Raw genomic sequence first — 16,805 nt, 5'->3', positions numbered from 1 at the left:
ATATGAAATGTGCGAGGTGATAGAGTGAAAACAGAAGATAGACTCGGATTACTATTATGGTTTCGGTTATCACGTTTTTATAACAAAAGTATTCGTGAGACGAATCAGCATTTGAAAGAATGGAGTGTATCCGCCGCTCAGTTTGATGTACTAGCTCAAGTTGGAGGACACAACCGTTTAACACAGCAAGAGCTTGGAAATAAGCTATTTGTTACGAAGGGAAATATCACGCAGCTTTTAAATAAAATGGAGCAGCTTGAGTGGATTCGTCGTGAACAAGAAGGTACTACAAAATATATTTCGTTAACAGAAAAGGGAAAAGCTTTATATGAAGAAATCGTCCCGCCTCAAGAAACATTCCAAGCGAAGCAGTTTCAAAATTTAAATGTGGAAGAACAACATCAATTATTACAATTACTAAAAAAGCTACAGTGAGAAAAAATTTTAAAATAAATCTTGAATTCGAGATAATATGAGGTGAAGGATATGTTTAGAAAAGTTGATCATAAAAATATGGGAAGAGCAAATCACGGTTGGCTAAATACACATTTTCATTTTTCATTTGCGAATTATTATAATCCTAATAACATGAACTTCGGTGCATTACGTGTAATTAACGATGATCTAGTAGCAGCACAAACTGGGTTTGATATGCATCCGCACCGCGATATGGAAATCATTTCGTACGTTGTAGATGGTGCTTTAACACATGAGGATAGCATGGGGAACTGCGGAACAATTGAGCGAGGGCATGTTCAATATATGAGTGCTGGCACAGGTGTATTTCATAGTGAGCATAATTTAGGAAATGAAACACTACGCTTACTACAAATTTGGATTTTACCAGACCGTGCGGACCATAAACCAAACTATGGTGAGTTTAAATTTGATTGGAGCAAACGTGAAAACGAATGGTTTCATATGGTATCTCCATTAGAAGGCGGGGCGCCAATTCAAATTCACCAAGATGCGAATTTATATTCTTTATCGTTAGATGCAGGAAAAGAAATTCATTTTCCTGTGAAAGAAGGCCGTCAATTGTATCTTGTTCAAATTGAAGGAAGTAGTGTAATCAATGGTGAAAATCTTGTTATGCGTGATGCAGCAGAAGCGGTGGAAGAAGATATTCATATTGAAGCGAAAGAGCAATCTCATTATTTAGCAATCGAATTGAAAAGACAATAAAAGATTAAAAGAAAAAGAGGACATCTGATAGATGTCCTCTTTTTTTTGAGCGGAATTGTCAGAAAAAACTTTCTCAAATTTTAGAGGGAGGTATCGGCTGAAGAAATAAGAATTGTATAAAAGTGTCAAAAATCTTTATGGGAATGGGGAATGTTATAGTGAAAAAGCAAGTCATTTCATCAGCATTAGCGTTAACTGTTATAGCCGGGGGATTTGGAACATTTGGAGCAACGACAACGAAAGCAGAAGAACAAAAAATTCAATATCATCAAGAGTTTAAAACACCTGCATACATAGGTGAAGAATGGAAAGCACCAGAAGGACTAGATAAAAAAGAAACGGTCTTTCAATATTTAGAGAGTAAGAAAGATATGTTCAAATTAGCAGGAAATATTGATAAACACTTCAATGTCGTTGGGGAGGAAAAAGATGCTGAATCCGGCACAACACACGTGAAGCTAGTTGAAAAACATAATAACATTCCTGTGTACGGTTCAGATCAAACTGTTACACTAGATAAAGAAAATAATGTAAAAGCATTCTTCGGACAAGTTATTCCGAATTTAGAGGATAAAAATATTCCTACGTTTGCAAAAATTAGCGCAGAGCAAGCAGAAACAATTGCAAAGGCAGATATTGAGAAAGAAATTGGTGCAGTAAAGAATTATGACGGTGTGAAAAAAGATTTATATGTGTATGAAAAAGATGGGAATTACTATCTTGCATACTTAGTGAAAGCATCAATTTCAAAGCCAGCTCCAGGATATTGGCATTATTTTGTTGATGCGACAAATGGAAATGTGATTGAGAAATATAATGCTGTAGATCACATTACAGGATTTGGTTACGGAGTATTAGGCGCTAAACAATCATTTGAAATTGCGCAAGATGAGAAAACAGGAGCATTCCATTTATTTGATGGTAAACGTGGACAAGGTGTTCATACATTTGATGCAGAGAATATGGATGAAAACTTGTTTAATATATTCTCACAATGGTTCGGACATACAGGTATTGAGGTAGAAAGTAAAAATAAATTCTTTGATGACAAAGCAGCGGTTGATGCGCATGTAAATGCAGGGAAAGTATATGATTACTACAAAAAGACATTTAATCGTAACTCTTTCGATGATAAAGGTGCGAAGCTAATTTCCTCTGTTCACGTAGGTGAAAGCTGGAATAACGCAGCTTGGAATGGTATTCAGATGATGTATGGCGATGGTGATGGTACAACATTTGTGCCGTTATCTGCTGGGCTAGATGTTATCGGTCACGAATTAACGCATGCTGTAACTGAACATACAGCAAACCTTGTTTATAAAAATGAGTCAGGTGCGTTAAATGAATCGTTATCTGATATTATGGGTGTCATGGTTGAGAAGAAGAGCTGGGATTTAGGTGCTGACATTTATACACCTGGAAAACCTGGTGATGCACTTCGTTCTCTGAAAGATCCAGCATCTATTCCAAATCCATTAAAACCAGGTGAAGGTTACCCAGATCATTACAATAAACGCTACACTGGAACAGCTGATAATGGCGGCGTTCATATTAACAGTAGTATTAACAATAAAGCTGCATATTTAGTGTCTGATGGGGGAGAGCATTACGGTGTGAAAGTAACTGGAGTAGGCCGTGAAGCGACAGAAAAAATTTACTACCGTGCTCTTACGAAATATTTAACTGCAAACTCTGACTTTAAGATGATGCGTCAAGCTGCTCTTCAGTCAGCAGAAGATTTATATGGTAAAAACTCTAAAGCTGTACAAGCTGTAACGAAAGCTTATGATGCAGTAGGTGTAAAATAATAAGAGAAAAAGACCTGACTAGGATGTCAGGTCTTTCTTTATCCCGCTTTAATGGGCAGTAAGACCCCCACCCACTGATTAAAGTTTCACTTTATTTAGTCGCGAACACCTAATGCGATTTTCGCCATACGTGACATACGCTCTTTAGACCAAGGCGGATTCCAAACGACATTTACTTCTATTTCATTGACTTCCGGTACGTTCGTTGATAATACTTTTTTAACGTCTGATACAATTTGCCCAGCCATTGGACAACCGATAGAAGTCATTGTCATTGTAATGACAGCATTATTATTTTCATCTGCTGTAACGTCATAAACTAATCCAAGATTGATAATATCAACACCCAGTTCAGGGTCAATAACAGCTTCTAAATTGGCATATAACTTTTCTTCAAATGCTTGTTGTGACATGTGTAGCACCCCCTGCATAATTAATGATATCGATTCTCATTATAACGGATATATATATAATATGCAGGGAATGAGCTCAAAAAAATATTCCTCTTGGAAGAGGAATATTTTTTGAAAGCTATTCAGTTTTGAAATGAGATACGAGTTGATCTAATTCTTCAACTGTTTGTTTCATTTGTCTAGCAGTTTGTGTCATCTCATTCATTGTAATGACTTTTTTCTCAGCAGATTGTGCTGTTGCCGCTGTTTCACTAGACACGTCAGTTGAAATAGAAGCGATGTTATTCAGTGAAGCGTTCATTTCTTCAGCACTTGCAGCCATTTCCTCAGCAGTTGCTGAGATGTCTTGCATTTGAGTAGATACTTTATTTACTTGTTCCACAATCGTTGTGAAAGAATTGCCAGCTTCACGAATGACATGAATGCCCTCAAATGCCTCAGAACGGCCTTGTGACATCATAGAGCTTGCAGTTTCAGTGTCTTGTTGAATTTGATGTAGTAATTGGTTAATATCAGTTGCCGCTGTTTTAGATTGTTCAGCAAGTTTTCGAACTTCGTCAGCTACGACAGCGAAACCTTTTCCTTGTTCGCCAGCACGAGCTGCTTCGATAGATGCATTTAAAGCAAGTAAGTTTGTTTGTTCTGCGATATTAGAAATAGATTGTACAGCTGTATCAATATATTTCGTGTGTGTGATTAGACGTTCGATCACTTCTGACGTAGCATGTACCGCGTCGTGTATCGTTGTCATTTGTGAAACGGATTTTTGAATAACAGTACTTCCATCATTAGCTTGTTCCGATGTAGTTACAGCAAGTTCAGTTACAGATGAAGCTGATTCAGCAATACGCTGAACGCTTACTGCCATATCGTCCATTGCAGTTGAGCTTTCTTCCATGCTAGCAGTTTGCGATTGAATACTTGCATTTAAGCTAGACATCGAGCTTTGAACTTTTATCGTTGCCTCACGTGATATATTCGTCTTTTCTAGCATATTTTCAGAAGCATTTTGTACTTCCACGGATGTTTTTTGAACACGATTGATGATATGTTGTAGGTTTTCTAACATTTTATTAAACGATGTTGCAATCGTACCAATTTCATCATTACTATTTACTTGTAGGCGGGCTGTTAAGTCACCTTCTTGAGATGATAATTCTTTTAGTTTACTATCAATTTGTTGAATTGGTTTTACAAGTTTACCAGAGAACCACCATGCAAGAGTGAGCGCTACGATAATACAAATAACAAGTGATAAGAAGACCACATATTCAATTTGTAGTGAAGATTGATCAATTTTTTCGATAGATTGCTCACGTAACTTAGCTTGTTCATTACTATAATTTGTGAAGTCACCAATTACTTTATAAACAGTACCATTTTCTGCATAAGCTACTTGTAAAGCCTCTTCCCACTTTTGTTCTTTTGCAAGAGTGAAAACTTTTTCTTCAATAAATTTTCTCCAAGCCGATCCTGATTCCATTGTGTTTTTCACAGATTGAGAAAGATTAGGATTTGAAAGAAGCTCATCCTTCTTATCTTCAAGAAGTTTACTCATCTCATTAAACTTGTCTAATTCGACTTGATCACGTTGTAATAAATAACCTCTTAAAGCAGAGAGCTGTACTTGATAAGCGTCTCCGCGCTCTTTTAATTGTGTTGCCAGGGGAGAAATTTCCTTTTGTAATGCTTCAGTTTGACGAGATTGACCGATGGTAAAAAATAAAATAAAAGCTAAGGCGATGGCAAATAAAGCACAAATCGTTCCCATCATGAACATTAGTTTTTTTCGAATGCTAATAAAATTCATATGATAAAAATCCTCCTTTTGAAATCATAGTATTAGAATTAATAAATGTAAAAAATTGAAAGAAAGCTTTACTCCATCTGGAATAAAGCTTTCTTCTTTCCTTTAGGAATTATAGCAGACGGAATGAGAGATAGAAAGAGATACTTTAAGGTAAAAAAAGAGAATTTGTAAATCTCTCTTTTTTCACTTTAAGCATGTGTTTTGAAATGAGAAACGAGAACCTCAAGTTCTTGCACAGTCGTTTTCATTTCAGACGCTTTTTTAGCGACGACACTCATTTTGTTTACTTGATCACCAGCTGAATTTGCTGTTTGTGATGTTTCGGCGGCAACTTCATTTGAAATAGAAGCGATGTTATTTAAAGACGCATTCATTTCTTCAGAACTTGCGGCCATTTCTTCAGCAGTTGCAGACATTTCTTGTATTTGTGTAGAGACTTTATTAATGTGGTTAACAATTTCTGAGAATGAAGATCCAGCGGTACGAATGACTGTAATTCCTTCAGAAGCCTCTGACTGACCTTGCGCCATCATTTCATTTGCTATTTTTGTATCGGCTTGAATGTGATGAAGTAAATGGTTAATGTCAGTTGCTGCTATTTTAGATTGTTCAGCAAGTTTTCGTACTTCATCGGCAACAACAGCGAATCCTTTTCCATGTTCGCCGGCACGGGCCGCTTCAATAGAAGCATTTAAAGCGAGTAAATTCGTTTGTTCCGCAATATTAGAAATAGATTGAAGTGCAGTATCAATATGATTTGTATGTGTAATGAGTCTCTCTACTACTTGTGATGTAGCATTAACAGCTTCGTTAATGGTATGCATTTGTGTAATAGATTTCTCAATGACTTTATTCCCACTATCTGCTTTTTCTGAAGTTGTCACAGCTAGGCTAGCAACAGAAGAGGCGGATTCTGCAATACGCTGAACACTCGTTGCCATATCATCCATCGCAGTTGAACTTTCTTCGATGCTGGAAACTTGTGAACGAATATTATGCTCAAGAGCATTCATAGTTTCCTCGGTTTTTGCTGTGTTTTCCATAGAAGCAGTTGTTTCCATAAACACATTTTCAGACGCTTCTTTTACACTTGTTGATGTTTGTTGTACTTGTTGTATGATACGTTGTAAGTTAGTGAGCATTTGATTAAAGGAATGGGCGATATCCCCAATTTCATCTTTACTCGTTACGTGCAATCTAGCGGTTAAATCGCCATCTTGAGAAGCTAATTCTTTTAATTTCTCATCAATTTGTCGTATCGGTTTAACGAGTTTGCCAGAGAACCACCATGCTAATAAAATGGATGTTACTGTACATGTAATGAGGGAGAAGAAAATAATATATTGAATAAGAGATGAAGAAGACTCGACTTCAGCAATTAATGCGTCACGTTTATCATTTTCTTCATTTGCATATTTAGTAAAGCGACTTAAAAGGTCGTTTACATAATCAGTTTGAGCTAAAGCGATTTTGGATGCTTCGTCCCATTTTCCTTCACGAGCGAGAGGGAGTACTTCATTATCTATGACGCTCCGCCACTTTGCCCCCATTAAAATTGCTTCTTTCATTCCTTCTGGGAGTTTTTTATCATTTGTTACTTTTTCTCTAGTATCAGCTAGTTTTTTTCCTTCTCGGTTGAATTTATCCAATCCTTTTTGATCATGTGATAGTAAGTATTCTTGTAAACCAGCAACTTGTGCTTGGAACCAATCACCACGTTCTTTTAAAATGGTTGCTCGTTTTGATACATCATTTTTTAATGTTTCAATTTCGCTTGCTTGGCTCATAGTGAATGAAAGAATAACAATAAGAGCGATGCTAAATAAAGAAGAAATGCTTAAGAGTGTGAACAGTAGTTTTTTTCGAATACCAACATATTTCATCGTTACCCCTACCTTTAAAAACTATTTATTATAATTTATAAATATTAAGAGCAGAATTAATAAAAACATCATTATGAAGTTATTAATCTGTTCAATGAAAATTATAGAAGATAATGGAAGATGGCAGATTGATATGAGTAAATGTTCTTAAAATGTATACATTTATATATCAAAAAATTCATAAATAAAAATGAGAAATACTATTGTAATTTGAAATTACATCATGTATACTTCTAATTAGTTGATAACGATTATCAGTATCAACTGTAACATTACTCTTCGTTATGTTGGTCATACCCCTTTTTGACGACGTAAGTCAGAGACGAAATGTTGAAATATCTTGTGTCCTATTCTACAGAATTATGGTAATCTCCAACCTCAACTTATATGCGTAAGCATGCAAAAAGGATCCTATCCGTGAAGGGATCCTTTTTTGCATGCTGTCGCAATTAATGTATATAAACCAGGCACACGTTCTTCCATTCCTTCTGGTGCAGTAGGAGGGAAGACCCACCTTTGATGAGACCCGTGTTCTTCAACTAGTTTTTCAATTTTAAAATGTTCTTCCGCAAGTGTTGTAATGATTTCTCCTAGTGTCCAGCGACGGATGGTTGTTTTCGGTAACGCTTCTTTCTGCGCTTCTGTAAGAAGGATGCTATAAGCAACATCATCTTCAATTAATTCTTCATCGAAATAATTTCCATTGGCCCGAAATGATGGGTGGTCTACTCCTAATAATTTCGTGTAAACAGGATGATAGTCACGAAGGATAAGCGTTCCATTTTGCTTAAGTAAGGTAGCAATTTTTTGAAAGAGTGGTTTTAAATCTAAAAAGTAATGGAGTACACCAAGTTCCAGCAGTACGATATCAAATGATTCGGAGAGCTTTACATCTAATACATCAGAAATAACATACTGGATAGAGACACCTGCTGCTTCCGCAAGTTCATTTGCATATTTTGCATTACTTGCTGAAATATCAACAACTGTTACGTCAGCTCCTAAAAGAGCGAGAGCGACGGCTTTATTGCCTTTTGAACCAAGTAAATTAATAATACGTTTTCCTTTTGGAAATTGTATGTAAGGTAAATAGTGATCTACCTCGCGCACGGGGTCTTCCATGAGCTTTTTCGCATAATCGGCTGGAGCTCCGTGGCGATTTGTCCAAGCTTCATAAGCAGCTGCATTCCAGCTTTTTTCATTACGTTTACTTAGTTGTTTTTGATTCAATCGAATCACTCCTTTTGTGAACGTATAGTTATTCTGTGTGAGAAGGGGATTTCCTTTTTTTTGAATTTAAGTTTGATTTTTCTGCGATTAAGTCGTAAAATACGTGTTATATATAAAAGCGTTGAAAAGGAAAAGTAGAATGAAGTCATTCTGTCCAGAGAGCTTCGGTAGCTGAGAAGAAGCAAGAATATTCATTTGAACAATGGCCTTTGAGCTTCGTCCTGAACTTATCACATGATAATAGTAGGCGGCGACGAGAGTTGGTACTCGTTATCAAAACCACAGTATAAGAGCATATAGCTCCGTACTTGTTAAGGCTAATTATGTGAGTAATTGGCGAAATAAGGTGGTACCGCGACTGTTTATACAGCCCCGCCCTTATCTTTTTTAAGATAAGGGCGGGGCTTTTTTATATTTAAAAGGAGGAATGTAAGATGAGTATTTTTATTGGAGGCGCTTGGCCGTATGCAAATGGTTCGTTACATCTTGGACATATTGCGAGTTTATTACCTGGAGATATTTTAGCACGTTATTACCGGGCAAAAGGGGAGAATGTGTTGTATGTTTCGGGAAGTGATTGTAATGGAACACCGATTGCAATTAGGGCAAAACAAGAGGGTGTGACGGCGAAGGAAATTGCTGATAAGTATCATGAAGAGTTCCAGCGATGTTTTCGTAGCCTTGGTTTTACTTATGATTGCTATACACGTACAGATAGTGAGCACCATCATGAAACTGTTCAAAATGTCTTTTTACGTTTATTAGAAGAAGGCTATATTTATAAAAAAACAGTGGAACAAGCGTATTGTGAAACGTGTACGCAGTTTTTACCTGATCGTTATGTAGAAGGCATTTGTCCACATTGCCATGAAGCAGCAAGAGGAGATCAATGCGATGCATGTTCAGCTATTTTAGATCCACTCGATTTGTTAGAAAAGAAATGTAAGTTATGTGGTAGTACACCGTCTGTGCAGGAAACGGAGCATTTCTATTTCGCATTGCATACATTTCAGGAGCAAATCAAAACGGCTGTAGAAATCGCAAAACAAACAGGAACATGGCGCGACAATGCGATTCAACTAACAGAGAGATATGTAAAGGAAGGATTACAAGATAGGGCCGTATCACGTGATTTACCAATTGGGGTACCAATTCCAGTAGAAGGGTATGAAGATAAGAAAATTTACGTATGGATTGAAGCAGTGACAGGATATTATTCGGCGAGTAAACATTGGGCTGAAGAAACAGGGAAAGATGATCAAGAGTTTTGGGATAAAGAAGCGAAAACATATTATGTACACGGAAAGGATAATATTCCGTTTCATTCCATCATTTGGCCAGCGGTATTGCTTGGAATAGGAGAAGGAGCAATTCCTCGTCATATCGTTTCAAATGAATATTTAACAGTTGAAAAAAGAAAATTATCTACAAGTAAAAACTGGGCAGTATGGGTGCCTGACATATTAGAACGCTACAATCCAGATTCTATTCGTTACTTTTTAACAGTAAACGCACCAGAAAATCGTGATACTGATTTTTCATGGCGGGAATTCATTTACAGTCATAATAGTGAATTGTTAGGTGCATACGGGAACTTTGTGAACCGGACATTAAAGTTTATTGAAAAATATTATGGTGGTATTGTACCGAAGGGAAGTATTGATGTAGAGCTGAAAGATAAAGTAGAAGGATTATATAAAAATGTAGGAGAATCAATTGAGCAAACTAAATTTAAAGTGGCTCTAGAAACAATATTTGATGCAGTACGTTTTGCAAATAAATACTTTGATGAGAGGCAGCCTTGGAAACAACGAGAAGATGATCCAGTTTCATGCGAAGAAACGATTTATAACTGTGTGTATCTTATCGCCAATTTTGCAAATCTCCTTGAACCATTTTTACCATTTTCAAGTGAAAGAGTTAGAAACACATTATCGATTGTGAAACGAAATTGGGAACCTCAAAACGCGTTGCCGAATAGAATTGATGGTGTGCAGCCACTATTTGAACGAATCGATGTAAAACAAATTGAGCATGAGATAGAAAAGCTATATGGAGCGGTAAAGTGAGAGAGAGAAAAAGACCTTTCAAATACATGAAAGGTCTTTTGTTATGCACTATGCACGCTTCTATGTTTCTTTGCTTTCCTAGCCGTAAGCAGCTGAGGAGTAAAAATTCCAAGTAGTATAAAGAGTATCCCAATCCACTGCATGAATGTTACGACTTCATGTACAAGTGTAATAGAAGCGATAATGGCCGTTGGTAATTCAGCTGCTCCTAGTATTGTACTAAGTCCTGTTCCTACTTTCGGTACGCCAATTGAAAAACAAATGACAGGTACGACAACACCGAACAATCCGAGGAAGAAAGCGTATTTCCAAAGACCGGCTTGCAGGGCACCATCCGTTAAAAAGGTTGGCGGGAAGAATAGGCATACGATAAGGGTAGCACTTGTTGTCATAAGAAAGCTTTTCGTATAAGGTGGAACTTCTGTAGCAACACGCCCACTTGCAAACACATAGAATGAAAAAGAGACAGCGGCTAATAAACCAAAGATAATACCTTTCGTGGAAAAGCTTTGTCCGAGACCTTCAAAGACACCGCCTGCAAACAATGTACCAGTAAATAAAATAATGATAGATATAATTTTCTCACGGCTTGGTAATGTTCGATTTGCAATTGCTTCAATGACTACACCAATCCATGTGAACTGAAAGAGTAGGACGACAGCGATAGATGCTGGTAGTTCTTCTACAGAAATAGCGTAGAATATACCAGTCATACTCATTGTTGTGCCAACTGTTAGTAAGGAAAAGAATTGCTTTTTTGTTACTTTATGACGTGAAACGAAAAGAACGAGCAGAAGAAGCCCAATCCATCCGAAGACATATTGTCCTCCTAATAGTTGATGTGCTGAAAATCCATTAATGAATCCGAGTTTAAAAATAGTTGAAAGTACGCCGTAGCTACAAGCTCCGAATAAAACGAGTAATGAATATTTAAATTTCTCCATGAAAATCCTCCTTTTACATAATAAAAAACGCCCGCTATCCAAATAAGGATAACGGGCGAACGAAACAGAGTAATATACTCTACAAAATTCCGCCATTCATACGAAGTATAAATTTGGGGTATGAAATTGTAGTATGTTTTTACATTGCTTTTGGGAATACAATAGAACATTTTACACCTTGAGGTGTGTTTTGTATACCATAAGGAAATTGATGCTTATCTAGTATTTGTTTTACAATGTATAACCCAAGACCACTACCTTGTACTAAGCCATGTTTGTCAGGGTTTGCGCGATAGAATGGTTCAAATAAATGGGCAAGTTTATCTTCATCTATTTGGGAACCTGTATTTAATACTTCTAATGCGTAACCGTTTGGCTTTTCGTAAAGCTTTATATATACATGTTGATGGTCAATTGTATAGTGAATTGCATTTGAAATAATGTTAAAAATGGCAGTTTGAATAAATTTAGGATCAGCTAAAACCTGTACATCTTGTTTAATGTTAGATTGAACATTTAATTGTTTTACAGATACAAAGTAATCTACTTTTTTCATAACATCCTCAATAATATTAGTTAATGAGATAACTTTTAAATCAGGTTTAAATTGAGGGTTTTGTATTTTGGATAATTCTGACATCTTTTCCGTTAATATGTTAATATCTTGCATCATCTCATAGGAGCGTTTTAAATATTTATCTTTATCTTTATAAGCACCAATTCCGTGAATCATGCCATCGAGTTGCCCCATAACTGCCGCGATTGGTGTTTTTAATTCATGGGATACCATAGACATAAATTCTTTACGAGATTGTTCTAACTGTTGTTCCTTTTTGAGCTCATTTCTTAAATCTTGATTGCTGGCATGTAAATTCTTCACAATATTTGGGACCTGTGAAGCAGCTACTTCTAAATTAAAATCAGTTTGGTCTGTATTTGTGTTAAGTGCTTTTTTATCTGAGAAATCAAGATGCATAATATCTTTTAAAGCATCGCTCATATATTGAAAAGGTTTGGCAATTAGTTTTGTATAAATTAAAGATCCGAGTAGAGATAATGCAAGCATTGTCACGCCAATATGTGGAGCTAATTGCTGCAGTGCATCTGCTAATTTTGGATGATCTTGTGTATCATTTGTGTTCTTTGCTGCATTTTGTTTATGTAAGGCATCATTAGTAGCGACTTGCTTTTCCGTTTCTGTAGGTGGAGCAGAAGTGCTATTGTTCTCCGCAATATTTTGGGTATGTTCTTTTGCTTTTGCAGTTTGGCTAGGATGCAAAAGGTGATTGATAGCTGTAGAGAGTGATTTATAATCTATAACCGAAGATTGGAAATTAAAAATATCTCCCTGTGATACAGCTTTATTTTGATTCGTTTTACTTTGGTCGTTTTGTTTGTCTGAATCCGCTTGTTCTGTAGACAGTGCTCCATTTTCTTTCGCAAAACGTTCTCTATCGTAGTTTGAAGCTAGAAAATAAATAATTTGATAAAGACAAAGTGATAAAAGAATACAAAATAATAAGGTTTTGATGAAAATATTTTTGGTGATGTTGTCTGTGCTACGATTCGATTTTGTAGCCAATGCCTTTCACCGTTTTAATATAAGGAATTCCTAATTTTTTTCTTAGATTTTTAATATGTGTATCTATAACTCTTACATCACCATAATGTTCATAGCCCCATACCTTATTCAGCAAATCACTTCTTGATAATACTTTCCCCCGATTTTGCAGTAAAGTATAAATAATTTCAAATTCCTTTGTTGTTAATTCAATTTGATTACCATGAACATAAGCGGCATATGCTGTAGAATTTAACATCAATTCATGGAATTGTAGTATAGTTGCAGTTTCTGCTTCCTTCGTTGCTGCCCTTCTTAATACAGCTTCTACACGTTTAATAAATACGGTGTAATGGAACGGTTTCGTAATATAGTCATCAATACCTAATTCAAATCCTTTAATTTCACTTTCTTCATTATGTAAGCCTGTTAACATAATGATTGGTACATCAGATTGTCCTCGCATAATTTTACAAATACTATAGCCATCTATATCTGGTAACATCACATCAAGGAGGACAAGATCGTATGAATTTTTTTGGAAAAGAAGTATACCTTCTGTTCCAGCGCCAACGACATCAACGGTAAAGTTTTGTGCCATTAGAAATTCACGAATTAGCTCTTGTATATCTGGGTTGTCTTCAATCACCAGTATATGCGTCATAGTAACACCTCCTAAATAACGCTTTTTACTGCAATATTCGAATTCATCATTTTTGAACGGCTCAGATTGTTTATACATATAATAAGCCCCCGCTATAAAATAATCATAAAAGTAGCAAGGGGAGTTGTTTAGCGAAACTGAATATTTCAGAATTACAGTAGTTCTATTATAGTATGTATTGTAAAATTTATAAAATATTATAACTGTATAATTTTAATATCCATGTTTATCAATGTTTTAATGTCATTTGACACAATCTATTCCCATTATATATGTAAATACAGTTGTTTTGCTACTGTAAATGAAGAAATAAAATAAGCCAAGACATAAAATTCTTGGCTACACGTAAATCGTGTTGTTAGGTTATTTTACAGTGACAGTAGCCTGCTGAGGAATACGCTCAAATAACCAATGTATATCATTGTTATACATACGAATACAACCTAGTGTTGTCCATTTGCCGATTGCCTGATTATTGTTTGTGCCATGAATTGCATAAGTTGTTCCGTAAGTTCCAGCCATATTTAATCCTAGCCAACGGTCACCAAGTGGATTACGTGGGTCGCCGCCTTTAATTTTTCCTGTGTAGTAAGGACGGTTTTTAATTTTATTAACAATTTGAAAAGTACCTTTAGGTGTAGGTGTGCTAGCTTTTCCAGTAGCGACAGTAAAACTTTTTATGAATTTTCCATTTTGAAAATAATCCATTTTATTTAACTGCGTGTGTATCACCAGTTGATCTTTCGTTGTAGCTGCCTCCGCAGCAGTGAACGGGATGCTTAAAAATCCTAATGATAATAGGGCGCTTAATAATAGTTTTTTCATTATATTCTCCTTTTTACTATTGTAATAGTCTTACATACAATGAATTTGCAATCCTCGTAATACTTTATTTACATTTTCATCTAATGTTTCAAAGAAGGTAGTAATCTTTGGATTTTGTTTGTTGTTTTTATCAATAAGTAATCTTTCGTTTAGTAAAAGTTCACCATGTAGTCCAAAACTTTGAACTTGAATATTTAGCTCATCTTCAGTTTCAGAAATAATTGGTAAGAAGTAGTGGAAAGCTTTCGTTGGAATGATGTAACTTTTACCAATCATGCTTTCTTGATTTGAATTAATCCATTTTTTCGTAACAATCTTAATGTTCTTTTTTGAAACGATAAAAGATAGTGTTGTAGATTTTGTTAAACTTACGTCAAATTCACTTGTTTCACATATGTGTAAATTAAAAACGGTTTCATTTTGGTGAGATTCAACATTTGTATTAATAAAATCGTGCATTTTATAAGCTTCCATTTCTTATTCACCCTTTTTTTAATTTCGAAAAGCGACTTATATTTATTCAATTTAATGATTAGTAATATATTAGTTAAATTTTTCAACAAATTCCGATATAATCTTACAATACGTATATGAAGCTAATGTGAAGTTAGTATGAGTTTGTGGTGGTTTTTTATTGAGAACAAAATAAGATGACTTTAAGTGTTAAAAACTGGATAAAAATGCATATTAATGCCCTTGTTTCGTCCGATATATAGTTGTTAGCTTATTTTAAAACGATAATGGATAGCAGCAAATAATGAACAGAAAACTTTAGTGTGAGCCTTACAAAAATGTAATAAAAATGTAAGCTATTGTGATAGTTATTTCGACAATTTTTTTATACAATACTAGTAAGAAGTTGTACGTGATTGAAAGGAGAGATGACATGGAATGGGTTCATGAATTATTTCAGCAGTACGGGTACTATGTTGTACTTGTTGGTTTGCTGTTAGAATATATTGCACTTCCGTTTCCGGGAGAGCCAACGTTAGCATATGCGGGATTTTTAGCACAGAAGGGTGATTTAAGTTTACCGATTTTAATTATCCTATCCTTTATTGGGACAAGCGTAGGAATGACAATTCAATACTTTTTAGGAAATAAATTAGGTATGCCCTTTATTCAAAAGTATGGGAAATACGTATTTTTAACACAAAGAAAAATCGACTTAACAAGAATGTGGTTTGATAAGTATGGATACTTCCTGATTTTTATCGGTTTCTTTATTCCTGGTGTACGCCATTTTACAGGATACTTTGCAGGAATTATTAACTTACCATTCCGTCGTTTTGCAATTACAATTTACTCAGGTGCTCTATTTTGGGTATCATTCTTCTTAATCGGTGGTTACTGGTTAGGTGGCAACTTACATGATATTTTTGGAGTGCTAGAAGGTCACATCGGTAAAATCATTTTTGGAGTAATTGTGATTGTAGCAATTACGTTAGGAGTTCGTTTCCGCAAACAGTTAAAACGAGTATTCTTACAAAACGCAAGTTAATATGAAATCCATTCTATGTCAAAATTTAGGAGGGCAGTGCAGACGCACTGCCTTTTTTATTTTATGTTCCAATCTATTTTCAACTTTCCTTTTAACTTATTTCCATTAACTATAATGTAATACGTTCCCGTCTTAACTGCTGCGAATTGGTATGTATTAGGGCCGCTTGAAGCTAAATAATTTTCTTCTTCTTGAAACTCACTAGCCATTTTTACGGCTCCCATGTATCCATCCGGATTTTCAGCTCGTGATTCAATGGTGAATTCTAATATGTCACCTCGTTTTAGTTCAATTGGGACTTTATGTTCACCACTAAAATGTTGAAAAGATGCTTCGAAAGAGTTTTCTGTTTTTGTTTCGATCCATTGTTCTTTTGATGTTCCAATCTTTCCTAGATCGATTAAGTTGATTGTGATAAATATAATAAGCATAATACCTGGAACGACATATTGTATCCACTTAAATTTTGTTGCTATAACTGTACATAAATAGAAAAAAAGAGAACATATTGCTCCAATTGATCCAAGGAACAAGAACTGTCTTAGATCCGCTTCTTTAAATATTAGGAAGGGAAGAAAAAATAAATATCCGCAAAAAATATAAAGGAATAATGTCTTCAGTCTTGTATGTGTTTTTAATTTCAATTTATCGATGTAAATAGAACAAAAAATTGCATATGCAGCAAGAATAGGAACGAAGGGAACATATAGTAGTTCTCGTAATCCGGTTAAGAAACTATATAGTGTTGGTTGACTAGTTGTTAAGAGAAGCGTGCTAATAAGTAATAATAACAAGAAAGCTGCTGTAAGCTTAGTAAGAATGTAAGAAAAGGTAGATGTTTTCTTCATATGGAACCTCCTTTGTTTAATATTTCACATTCATTATATAAGTTATTTTCATCATAATACATCT

15 protein-coding genes and 1 other annotated feature are annotated in these 16,805 nt (G+C 35.3%); of the genes, 5 read left to right on the top strand and 10 right to left on the bottom strand.

Annotated features, from left to right (window positions below):
• Nucleotides 1-24: 24 nt before the first annotated feature.
• The 3 genes from ACTFOB_RS12630 (at nucleotide 25) to nprB (ending at nucleotide 2,993) form a co-directional block, all read left to right on the top strand.
• Nucleotides 25-435 carry a MarR family winged helix-turn-helix transcriptional regulator gene (locus ACTFOB_RS12630; RefSeq protein WP_440026233.1) on the top strand — a complete coding sequence of 137 codons (411 nt, stop codon included), beginning with the start codon at nucleotides 25-27 and terminating at the stop codon, nucleotides 433-435.
• Nucleotides 436-486: 51 nt separating this feature from the next.
• The gene (locus ACTFOB_RS12625; protein WP_440026230.1) at nucleotides 487-1,185 is read left to right on the top strand and encodes a pirin family protein; all 699 of its coding nucleotides are present in this window, start codon (nucleotides 487-489) and stop codon (nucleotides 1,183-1,185) included.
• A gap of 158 nt (nucleotides 1,186-1,343) precedes the next feature.
• Nucleotides 1,344-2,993, top strand: coding sequence for a neutral protease NprB (nprB, locus tag ACTFOB_RS12620; RefSeq protein ID WP_440026396.1), 1,650 nt, complete (start codon nucleotides 1,344-1,346; stop codon nucleotides 2,991-2,993).
• A 95-nt stretch (nucleotides 2,994-3,088) separates the two neighbouring features.
• Here the strand turns inward: nprB and ACTFOB_RS12615 are convergent, their stop codons facing one another.
• From ACTFOB_RS12615 to ACTFOB_RS12600, 4 genes are all read right to left on the bottom strand, one after another.
• Nucleotides 3,089-3,406, bottom strand: coding sequence for a metal-sulfur cluster assembly factor (locus ACTFOB_RS12615; RefSeq protein ID WP_440026229.1), 318 nt, complete (start codon nucleotides 3,404-3,406; stop codon nucleotides 3,089-3,091).
• 118 nt (nucleotides 3,407-3,524) lie between these two features.
• Entirely contained in the window at nucleotides 3,525-5,216 is a 1,692-nt protein-coding gene (locus tag ACTFOB_RS12610; protein WP_440026227.1) for a methyl-accepting chemotaxis protein, read from the bottom strand.
• A gap of 188 nt (nucleotides 5,217-5,404) precedes the next feature.
• On the bottom strand, nucleotides 5,405-7,099 hold the full coding sequence (locus tag ACTFOB_RS12605; protein WP_440026225.1) for a methyl-accepting chemotaxis protein: 1,695 nt from the start codon (nucleotides 7,097-7,099) through the stop codon (nucleotides 5,405-5,407).
• 411 nt (nucleotides 7,100-7,510) lie between these two features.
• The gene (locus tag ACTFOB_RS12600; protein ID WP_440026223.1) at nucleotides 7,511-8,329 is read right to left on the bottom strand and encodes a class I SAM-dependent methyltransferase; all 819 of its coding nucleotides are present in this window, start codon (nucleotides 8,327-8,329) and stop codon (nucleotides 7,511-7,513) included.
• 112 nt (nucleotides 8,330-8,441) lie between these two features.
• Nucleotides 8,442-8,712, top strand: a binding site (T-box leader).
• A gap of 51 nt (nucleotides 8,713-8,763) precedes the next feature.
• Here ACTFOB_RS12600 and metG point away from each other — a divergent pair.
• Nucleotides 8,764-10,398, top strand: a complete 1,635-nt coding sequence (gene metG, locus ACTFOB_RS12595; protein WP_440026222.1) for a methionine--tRNA ligase — start codon at nucleotides 8,764-8,766, stop codon at nucleotides 10,396-10,398.
• 41 nt (nucleotides 10,399-10,439) lie between these two features.
• Here metG and ACTFOB_RS12590 read toward each other — a convergent pair whose 3' ends face one another.
• The 5 genes from ACTFOB_RS12590 to ACTFOB_RS12570 form a co-directional block, all read right to left on the bottom strand.
• Complete coding sequence (locus ACTFOB_RS12590) at nucleotides 10,440-11,342, bottom strand: EamA family transporter (RefSeq protein ID WP_440026220.1); 903 nt, start codon at nucleotides 11,340-11,342, stop codon at nucleotides 10,440-10,442.
• Nucleotides 11,343-11,481: 139 nt separating this feature from the next.
• Nucleotides 11,482-12,924: a sensor histidine kinase gene (locus ACTFOB_RS12585; protein WP_440026218.1), complete on the bottom strand. Its 1,443-nt coding sequence runs from the start codon at nucleotides 12,922-12,924 to the stop codon at nucleotides 11,482-11,484.
• Complete coding sequence (locus ACTFOB_RS12580; protein ID WP_002145008.1) at nucleotides 12,902-13,567, bottom strand: response regulator transcription factor; 666 nt, start codon at nucleotides 13,565-13,567, stop codon at nucleotides 12,902-12,904. Before ACTFOB_RS12580 ends, ACTFOB_RS12585 begins: the two co-directional genes overlap by 23 nt.
• A 363-nt stretch (nucleotides 13,568-13,930) precedes the next feature.
• Nucleotides 13,931-14,392, bottom strand: coding sequence for a L,D-transpeptidase (locus tag ACTFOB_RS12575; protein WP_440026216.1), 462 nt, complete (start codon nucleotides 14,390-14,392; stop codon nucleotides 13,931-13,933).
• A 30-nt stretch (nucleotides 14,393-14,422) separates the two neighbouring features.
• The gene (locus tag ACTFOB_RS12570) at nucleotides 14,423-14,866 is read right to left on the bottom strand and encodes a DUF3978 family protein (RefSeq protein ID WP_000388758.1); all 444 of its coding nucleotides are present in this window, start codon (nucleotides 14,864-14,866) and stop codon (nucleotides 14,423-14,425) included.
• Between the two features lie 412 nt (nucleotides 14,867-15,278).
• On the opposite strand from ACTFOB_RS12570, the gene ACTFOB_RS12565 reads away from it, so the two are divergent.
• Nucleotides 15,279-15,893: a DedA family protein gene (locus tag ACTFOB_RS12565; protein ID WP_440026214.1), complete on the top strand. Its 615-nt coding sequence runs from the start codon at nucleotides 15,279-15,281 to the stop codon at nucleotides 15,891-15,893.
• A gap of 56 nt (nucleotides 15,894-15,949) precedes the next feature.
• On the opposite strand, the gene ACTFOB_RS12560 is transcribed toward ACTFOB_RS12565, so the two are convergent.
• Entirely contained in the window at nucleotides 15,950-16,741 is a 792-nt protein-coding gene (locus tag ACTFOB_RS12560) for a hypothetical protein (RefSeq protein ID WP_440026212.1), read from the bottom strand.
• Nucleotides 16,742-16,805 lie beyond the last annotated feature (64 nt).

Origin of the sequence: Bacillus cereus group sp. MYBK79-1, assembly GCF_051915365.1 — a bacterium.
In the GTDB taxonomy this organism is placed as follows: domain Bacteria; phylum Bacillota; class Bacilli; order Bacillales; family Bacillaceae_G; genus Bacillus_A.
The sequence above is the reverse complement of the archived record's forward strand: the minus strand, read 5'-3'. Positions and strand labels throughout refer to the sequence as shown.

Bases quoted from the DNA above. Each gene is read 5' to 3' on its own strand.
- ACTFOB_RS12565 (WP_440026214.1), top strand. From the start codon at position 15,279: ATGGAATGGGTTCATGAATTATTTCAGCAGTACGGGTACTATGTTGTA.
- metG (WP_440026222.1), top strand. From the start codon at position 8,764: ATGAGTATTTTTATTGGAGGCGCTTGGCCGTATGCAAATGGTTCGTTA.
- ACTFOB_RS12580 (WP_002145008.1), bottom strand. From the start codon at position 13,567: ATGACGCATATACTGGTGATTGAAGACAACCCAGATATACAAGAGCTA.
- ACTFOB_RS12575 (WP_440026216.1), bottom strand. From the start codon at position 14,392: ATGAAAAAACTATTATTAAGCGCCCTATTATCATTAGGATTTTTAAGC.
- ACTFOB_RS12605 (WP_440026225.1), bottom strand. From the start codon at position 7,099: ATGAAATATGTTGGTATTCGAAAAAAACTACTGTTCACACTCTTAAGC.
- ACTFOB_RS12560 (WP_440026212.1), bottom strand. From the start codon at position 16,741: ATGAAGAAAACATCTACCTTTTCTTACATTCTTACTAAGCTTACAGCA.
- ACTFOB_RS12610 (WP_440026227.1), bottom strand. From the start codon at position 5,216: ATGAATTTTATTAGCATTCGAAAAAAACTAATGTTCATGATGGGAACG.
- ACTFOB_RS12625 (WP_440026230.1), top strand. From the start codon at position 487: ATGTTTAGAAAAGTTGATCATAAAAATATGGGAAGAGCAAATCACGGT.
- ACTFOB_RS12590 (WP_440026220.1), bottom strand. From the start codon at position 11,342: ATGGAGAAATTTAAATATTCATTACTCGTTTTATTCGGAGCTTGTAGC.
- ACTFOB_RS12615 (WP_440026229.1), bottom strand. From the start codon at position 3,406: ATGTCACAACAAGCATTTGAAGAAAAGTTATATGCCAATTTAGAAGCT.
- ACTFOB_RS12570 (WP_000388758.1), bottom strand. From the start codon at position 14,866: ATGGAAGCTTATAAAATGCACGATTTTATTAATACAAATGTTGAATCT.